We start from the raw sequence: 7,446 nt of genomic DNA, 5'->3' as shown, positions 1-7,446 counted from the left end.
AATTACTGGGGTAAGCTTTACTCATAACGCTCTCTCAGTGCTGTGTACTACATATTCGCAGCTTACACTGAGTGAGCTTTTTTGCTATCTAACCGACTTTTAAAACATCCTCTAAGTAATTTTTTCAGTGGATACCTTTTTTGGTTCAAAATTTTAGAATGCGATCGCTGCTGAGTTCAACGCCCATTGTCCTGCCAGCAGCAATGCACACTTCCTTACTTCAAGATTAAGCGGCAGCGGAGAGGTCAGCCACTACTCTTATCCGTCCTTTGAGAACAGAACGCAGCAGTCTATTGACGCAACCTCTTTCTTCTTCATCCAAAGACTCATCCAGAGCGGCTGCCATCAGTCCATAACGGTCAGCCAGTGTCAAAATACCAGTTTCGCTGACAGAGGCGAGGATTTCAGAAATAGCACCGGGGATCAGTTGGATTTGGGGAAGCATGGTTGTTGGGCGTCAACTCTACGATATTTAATATCTCACCCCTTTCCATCTCGCCGAGCGATCGCTTCGATGAGTAACGTGTGAAAATTCTCAGCCTTTCGAGTGATCTGAATTACAATAGGCGCTCAATGCACAAGCGGCTCAATAGCGATCGCACTTCTCTACTAACTACGCGATCGCTCTCTCTAAATCCCTCCAACACTCGCTTCTGCGTTTTTCCTTCTGGGACTGAAAACTAAACCTTTAGACGATTGGGGTTCTGGAATTTTTCGCTCAAGGTGGGCGAGTGAAGGCTTGGAGAGTTTAGTAGGATGCCCATTTGTCACCATACGGCGGTGAACTTCTCCCCAGTCAGGGAGATTGCTGTCTTCCTGTTGCCAGTGAACAACAGAAGCTTCATCACACCAGTCCTGAAGACGAGGCATAACATTTCTATGAGCGCCTGAGTTGCGGTAAAACTTCATTGCTGCCTGTTCCTCCCAAGCAGTCAGCGTCCAAAATGCTCCGTTAGAGTCTCGCAAAAGTTGACCCTTTAAAAATCCAGGTGTATTGACGATCTGCCATGTAGACAGCACATTGTTCCACAAAAATGCTGGTAAATATAGAGGCGATCGCACGCGCAAGCGGGTAGCTGAAATAAACACCATTGGATGTTTCTCCTTTGTCTATGTCTAATAGATTGAAAACTTATGCAGCTAGTTGTGTTAGCACTCCAAAATGCGCCCCTGTTCTTCTACCTGAGTGCGTGAGACGTTTGCCATGGCAATACCTCCACGTTCTAGTTGCCTTATACTCAACTAATTGAGTAGCTATATTTAATTTATACTCAATTAGTTGTATATGTCAATAAGCTAATTTTTATGGCTCTAGCTCACGCACTGTTAGCATCTCTGATTAAGCAATCTTGTAGTGGCTACGATCTATCCAAGCAGTTCAATAGTTCTGTAGGCTTTTTCTGGAAGGCAAGCCAGCAGCAGATTTATCGGGAGTTGTCCAAGCTGGAAACTGACGGTTGGGTGAGTGCCGAGATTGTTTGCCAACAAGGTCGTCCAGATAAAAAGCTGTACCAAGTGACAGAACTTGGACAAAAGCAGTTGACACAGTGGATTGAACAGCCGTGCGAACTTAGCCCGATTAGAGATGATTTATTGGTCAAAGTATTTGCTGGGTCTGTGGTTGAGCCTCAGGTGATTGTGGAACAATTAGAGCATCACCGGGAACTACACCAGCAAAGATTGGCTGTTTACCGAGATTTAGAGCAGCGATACTTTAAGAATGGTCAAGACTTATCGATGGAAGCCAAATTTCGCTACATAACGCTCAAAAGAGGTATTAGCGACGAGACGAGTTGGTTGACATGGTGTGAGGAAGCGATCACCCTTTGCTCAAGTTCCTAGGCGAAGCGATCACACCCAGCCGCAATGACTACCCTGGAATTAGAGTTCCTAAATTGTTGACATGAAATCCCGATATTTTTTGTTGCTGCTACTAATACTCACCACAACAGCAGCCTGCGACTCAACACAAGCATCCCTCGACCCCCAGACAACCCAACAAGTTGAACAACCACCTCAAACTACACCCCAGCTAAAACAACAGTCACAACAAGCCGCGCAGACTAAAAACGTGGTGCGAACCCAACCACTCACCCCCCAACCAATTCGCATCACCCTCAACAACTTACCCAAACCCTACGCCACCGACAGCGCCTCCAACTCGCCCAACGTAGTATCAGTACCCCAAAACCCCACCCTGCGAGTCCCACCAGGCTTTGTAGTCAACGTCTTCGCCGAGGGCTTAGATGCCCCTCGTTGGCTTACCCTCACCCCTAACGGTGACGTGCTAGTAACGGAAACTCGACAAAATCGCATTCGCCTACTGCGCGACACCAACGGCGATGGCGTTGCAGATGTCAACAAAACCTTCGCCACTGCACAAAACGGGGTAAATATACCCTTTGGCATGACCTTTGCAGGCAACAACTTCTTCCTCGCCAACACAGGCGAAGTCCGACGATATCCTTACAACCCAGGACAACAGCAACTTAACGGCACAGGTCAAAAAATTGCCACCCTCACCCCAGGCGGCTATAACCAACACTGGACGCGCAACGTAGTAGCCGCACCCGACGGCAAAAAGCTTTACGTGTCAGTTGGTTCCCGTTCCAACGCCGATGAAGAACCACTGCCACGCGCCTCAGTACAGGTGATGAATCTCGACGGTTCCAACCAACAAACCTTCGCCTCCGGCTTACGCAACCCAGTCGGACTTGATTTTCATCCCACCACGGGCGAACTTTACGCCACCGTCAACGAACGCGATGGACTAGGCGACGACCTCGTACCAGACTACCTAACCCGCGTCCAACAAGGAGAATTTTACGGCTGGCCCTACGCTTACCTGGCACCAAATCGCCTCGACCCGCGTCAGGTGGTCAATGGCAAGAGTAAACGCCCCGACCTGGTAGCGAAAACAAAAACGCCCGATGTTCTATTCCAAGCACACTCAGCAGCCTTGGGATTGCAGTTTTATGACGGCAAGACCTTCCCAGAAAAATATCGCAACGGTGCATTTGTTGCCTTTCGCGGGTCTTGGAACCGCGACCAAGGCACGGGATACAAAGTTGTCTTCGCCCCCTTCTCTAACGGGCGTCCTCAAGGCTACTATGAAGACTTTCTCACCGGGTTTCTGCTAAACCCAGCCCAAGCAACCACTTGGGGGCGTCCGGTGGGTTTACTCGTACTGCCTGACGGCAGTTTGCTAGTTACTGAGGAAGCAAATGACCGAATTTACCGCATTCAATATCAAGGATGAGGGATGAATGACTATAGCGCCAGAGAAAGCATTTGCTTGCATTGATGGGGTAGTTCATCGCCCTACCTGGTATATTAAGCCCGCCTTCGTAGGTTTAGCTTGCGCGGTTGCAACTTTAGTCGTCGGAGTGTTGGTCAACCCAGCGCAAGCGGCCAATTCTCGGCAGGTAGAACGATTACTCGAAACAAACGCCTGTCCCAGATGCGACCTGAAGAATGCCAAGTTGGACAATGCCAAGCTGAAGGGTGCTGACTTGACGGATGCTGATTTGGAAGGGGCAGACTTAAGTAGTGCTGACCTGAGTGGTGCCAAGCTAGAAGGTGCCAAGATGAACGGTGCCAAGCTGGTTATTACCAACTTGGAGAAGGCAAACTTAAGGGAAGCAAAATTGGGGATAATGCGATCGCGTAATGAAGACCGCAAGGACGCTAAGCAGGCTCAGGAATTTCCTGCGGATTTGCGGTACGCCAATTTAAAGGGCGCTGACTTGTATAACGCTGTCCTAACCAAAGCTCAGTTGAGTGGTGCCAAGCTAGAGAATGCGAATCTGAATTTTGCTAATCTGGTTGATGCTGATTTGCTCAAGGCAAATTTAAGTAATGCTAATCTTGCGGTTGCCAATCTCGTAAGGGCGAACCTGAAAGAGGCAAAATTGAACATTGCTGACCTGACAGGTGCGAATCTAGCGGCTGCTAACCTGACGGGTGCCGAACTTGATAATGCCAAGCTGGGTAGTGCTAACCTGAGCGAAGCCAAGCTTAATCAGGCATACTTGGGCAATGCTGACCTGAATGGTGCTGTTTTGGCTGAGGCGTATCTTCTTGGCACCTTATTGCCGAATGCTAACTTGCAGAGTGCCAATCTTACCGATGCTGACTTGAGTGGTGCTAATTTGAGTGGTGCTAGTTTCAATCGTGCTAATCTGACTACGGCTGGGCTGAAAAATGCTAATCTGACAAATGCCAAGTTAGCGATCGCTAATCTAAGTGGTGCTGACTTAAGCGGTGCTAACCTCAATTATGCTTACCTGAGTGAAGCTAATCTGATCAATGCAAACTTGAGTGGCACAAACTTGCGCGAGGCAAATCTGCGTTCTGCTAATCTAACTGGTGCGTCTTTAGTTGGTGCAAATCTGGTTCAGTGCAATCTGATTAGTGCCATTTTGAAGGAGGCTAATCTGAGTTATACCAATTTCAGCACGGCGGATTTGAGGGGGGCTGATTTGGGAGATGCTAATCTAAGTTACGCTAACCTGACTGAAGCAGATTTTCAGGGGGCTAATCTGGCTGAGGCTAATCTCACAGGTGCCAACTGGCAGGAGGCTAAGCTGAAAGGTGTTATCGGCTTGAACAGATATTCGCCTTCCGAAACGGCAGCACCTTAAAAAGGTAAAAGTCAAAAAAAAGACTACTACTACTGATTGAAAGCAGCTGTTGCATCAAAAAACATGAAACGAGAAATACTAACTGTAGCTGCGTTGTTGATGCCTTACTATTGGGCGATGCCCGTTAAGGCGGATAATCCAGAACACGTTCAGCGGTTAATGGCGACAAATCAATGTGAATTTTGCGACTTGAGTGGGGCTAGCTTTACAGGGAGTGACCTGAGCAATGCTAATCTCAAAGGTGCCAATTTAGCTAACGCCAACTTAAGCGGTGTGATTCTGGCAAATACCGACTTCACGGGAGCTAATTTGGCTAATGCTAACTTGAGCAATGCGGTTCTCAATGGTGCTAACATCAGCGGTGCAAATCTGCAATTTGCCGATTTGCAAAATGCAAGTCTTTTAGGAGCGAGCGCTAGAGAAAAAGCAGAGTTGGCGGGTGCTAACCTCAAGGGTACAATTATGCCTGATGGCAGAATCCACAACTAGGCTCCTTCCCTGACGCGATCGCAACCCAAAATTAGAGCTATATACTATCACTCAACGAAATATGATAGTATCCCTTTTGCTTTAGTGTTGTTAGCAGTCCTCTTCTGCTCTCCCTGAAATTTTCCCCATGCAACTGCGAAATTTCCTGCGCCGGACAAAGATTGTTGCTACGATTGGCCCCGCTACCAGTCGTCCAGAAGTCCTACGCGATTTAATTGAAGCGGGTGCGACTACTTTGCGCCTCAACTTTTCCCACGGCACGCATGAAGACCATCAGCGTAGCATTCGCCTGATTCGCCAGACGGCTTTTGAACTAAATCAGCCAGTCGGCATCTTGCAAGATTTGCAAGGGCCGAAAATTCGTCTGGGACGGTTTGAAAATGGGTCTATTGTTTTAAGGAAAGGCGATCATTTCATTCTAACTAGCAAACCAATCGCAGGCTCCCAGGAAATTAGCTCTGTCACCTACGAACCTCTGGCCGATGAAGTCCCCTGCGGTGCCACAATTCTGCTTGATGACGGCAAAGTTGAAATGATCGTGGAAAAGATAGACCGCACTTCACGGGAATTGCACTGTCGCGTCGTCGTAGGGGGAACTCTCTCCAACAACAAAGGCGTGAATTTCCCAGGTGTCTACCTGTCAATTAAGGCGCTTACTGATAAAGACCGTAAAGACTTAATGTTTGGTCTTGACCAGGGCGTTGACTGGGTAGCGCTGAGTTTTGTCCGCAACCCCCAGGATGTGCTGGAAATCAAAGAGCTAATTTCCAATGCTGGTAAGCAAGTGCCAGTGATTGTCAAAATTGAAAAGCACGAAGCCATCGAGCAAATGGAGGCGATTCTTTCCCTCTCTGATGGCGTTATGGTGGCTCGCGGTGACTTGGGCGTGGAATTGCCTGCGGAAGATGTCCCGATTTTACAAAAGCGTCTGATTGCCACCTCGAACCAACTGGGCATTCCCGTGATTACGGCGACTCAGATGTTGGACAGCATGGTGAACAATCCCCGCCCAACCAGGGCTGAAGTTTCCGACGTGGCGAATGCCATTCTTGACGGTACCGATGCGGTAATGCTGTCGAATGAGACTGCTGTCGGTAAATACCCCATCGAAGCTGTGCAGACGATGGCAGCAATTGCCGTGCGGATTGAGCAGGAAAAAATTGCCCCGAATGTCAAAGGCACCACCCGCTCTATAACTAATGCTATTAGTCAAGCTGTCGGTCAAATTGCCGAACAGTTGGGGGCGGCGGCGATTATGTCGCTGACGAAAAGCGGCGCTACTGCCAGAAATGTTTCCAAGTTCCGACCAGAAAAACCGATTTTGGCAATAACTCCCCATGTGGATGTAGCGCGACAGTTGCAGCTAGTGTGGGGCGTGAAACCCCTACTGGTGCTGGAGTTGCCTTCGGCGGGTCAGACGTTCCATGCGGCAATCAATGTGGCTCTAGAGAAGCAGATGCTGATTGAGGGCGATTTGGTGGTGATGACCGCCGGAACGCTGCAAGGCGTATCTGGCTCCACCGACTTAATTAAGGTTGAGGTGGTGACTTCGGTTCTGGGTAAGGGCATTGGCATCGGACAGGGTGCGGTCAGCGGTCGAGCGCGGGTAGCTCACACTGCCAGGGAAATCGGAAACTTCAATCATGGAGAAATTCTGGTGGTGCCTCGCACTAATGCTGATTTTGTTGATGTAATTCGCAAGGCATCTGGGATTATTACTGAGGATGAAAGTCTGGCTTCTCATGCGGCTGTGATTGGCTTACGCTTGGGTGTTCCGGTAATTGTGGGCGTGAAGAAGGCAACGGAAATCATTCGGGATGGAGCGATTCTGACGCTGGATATGCAACGAGGTTTGATTTACTCCGGTGCGATGGGAGTGAATTCTGCAAATTCGGTGCTGCCAGTTTAAGGGATTACTTCCAACCCCTTTCTCCATTAAAGGGAGAAGGCTTCAGGACAATACATCTCGGTTAACGTTGTCATGCAACACATTTGCTCCCCAATCCCCCAATTTACCGGGGATTGGAGAGCAAGCCTTAATATTTTTATTTAGGTAAGAAATATAGCACATTGCTTATAAAAAAAAATTATAGAGCAATCCTATTTGAGTTGTGATATCCCAGCACTTTAGATACCCGACTTCTTAGAGAAGTCGGGTATCTGGCATTCACGAATCATTTAGGACTGCTATAGATCCCAAATGGGATCTATTCATTGGCTAGCCGTTTGAGCATCAGTCTGATAAAGCAGAGATTGATTTTAGCAGTGGCATGGTTGAGAGTTCGCTCAAAATTTTTGACCAAACTCTTACAGC

At 48.3% G+C, this 7,446-nt stretch carries 7 protein-coding genes; 5 read left to right on the top strand and 2 right to left on the bottom strand.

Going from position 1 to position 7,446, the window contains the following annotated elements; all coding sequences use genetic code 11:
* Positions 1 to 226: 226 nt before the first annotated feature.
* Positions 227 to 445 carry a hypothetical protein gene (locus tag H6F66_RS00190; RefSeq protein ID WP_190417058.1) on the bottom strand — a complete coding sequence of 73 codons (219 nt, stop codon included), beginning with the start codon at positions 443 to 445 and terminating at the stop codon, positions 227 to 229.
* A 185-nt stretch (positions 446 to 630) separates the two neighbouring features.
* Positions 631 to 1,092, bottom strand: a complete 462-nt coding sequence (locus H6F66_RS00185; protein WP_190417056.1) for an antibiotic biosynthesis monooxygenase — start codon at positions 1,090 to 1,092, stop codon at positions 631 to 633.
* Positions 1,093 to 1,305: 213 nt separating this feature from the next.
* Here H6F66_RS00185 and H6F66_RS00180 point away from each other — a divergent pair, with 213 nt between their 5' ends.
* The 5 genes from H6F66_RS00180 to pyk all read left to right on the top strand — a co-directional run bounded on the left by H6F66_RS00180 (position 1,306) and on the right by pyk (position 7,041).
* Complete coding sequence (locus H6F66_RS00180; protein ID WP_190417054.1) at positions 1,306 to 1,842, top strand: PadR family transcriptional regulator; 537 nt, start codon at positions 1,306 to 1,308, stop codon at positions 1,840 to 1,842.
* 61 nt (positions 1,843 to 1,903) lie between these two features.
* A complete protein-coding gene (locus H6F66_RS00175; RefSeq protein ID WP_190417052.1) occupies positions 1,904 to 3,259 on the top strand; it encodes a sorbosone dehydrogenase family protein in 1,356 nt (451 codons plus the stop codon).
* Between the two features lie 7 nt (positions 3,260 to 3,266).
* Positions 3,267 to 4,643, top strand: coding sequence for a pentapeptide repeat-containing protein (locus H6F66_RS00170; RefSeq protein WP_190417050.1), 1,377 nt, complete (start codon positions 3,267 to 3,269; stop codon positions 4,641 to 4,643).
* Between the two features lie 63 nt (positions 4,644 to 4,706).
* Positions 4,707 to 5,132 carry a pentapeptide repeat-containing protein gene (locus tag H6F66_RS00165; protein WP_190417048.1) on the top strand — a complete coding sequence of 142 codons (426 nt, stop codon included), beginning with the start codon at positions 4,707 to 4,709 and terminating at the stop codon, positions 5,130 to 5,132.
* A gap of 127 nt (positions 5,133 to 5,259) precedes the next feature.
* Positions 5,260 to 7,041 carry a pyruvate kinase gene (pyk, locus tag H6F66_RS00160; RefSeq protein WP_190417046.1) on the top strand — a complete coding sequence of 594 codons (1,782 nt, stop codon included), beginning with the start codon at positions 5,260 to 5,262 and terminating at the stop codon, positions 7,039 to 7,041.
* Positions 7,042 to 7,446: the final 405 nt, after the last annotated feature.

This window comes from Trichocoleus sp. FACHB-6, assembly GCF_014695815.1.
Classification (GTDB): Bacteria; Cyanobacteriota; Cyanobacteriia; order Cyanobacteriales; family FACHB-T130; genus Funiculus; species Funiculus sociatus.
The sequence above is the reverse complement of the archived record's forward strand: the minus strand, read 5'-3'. Positions and strand labels throughout refer to the sequence as shown.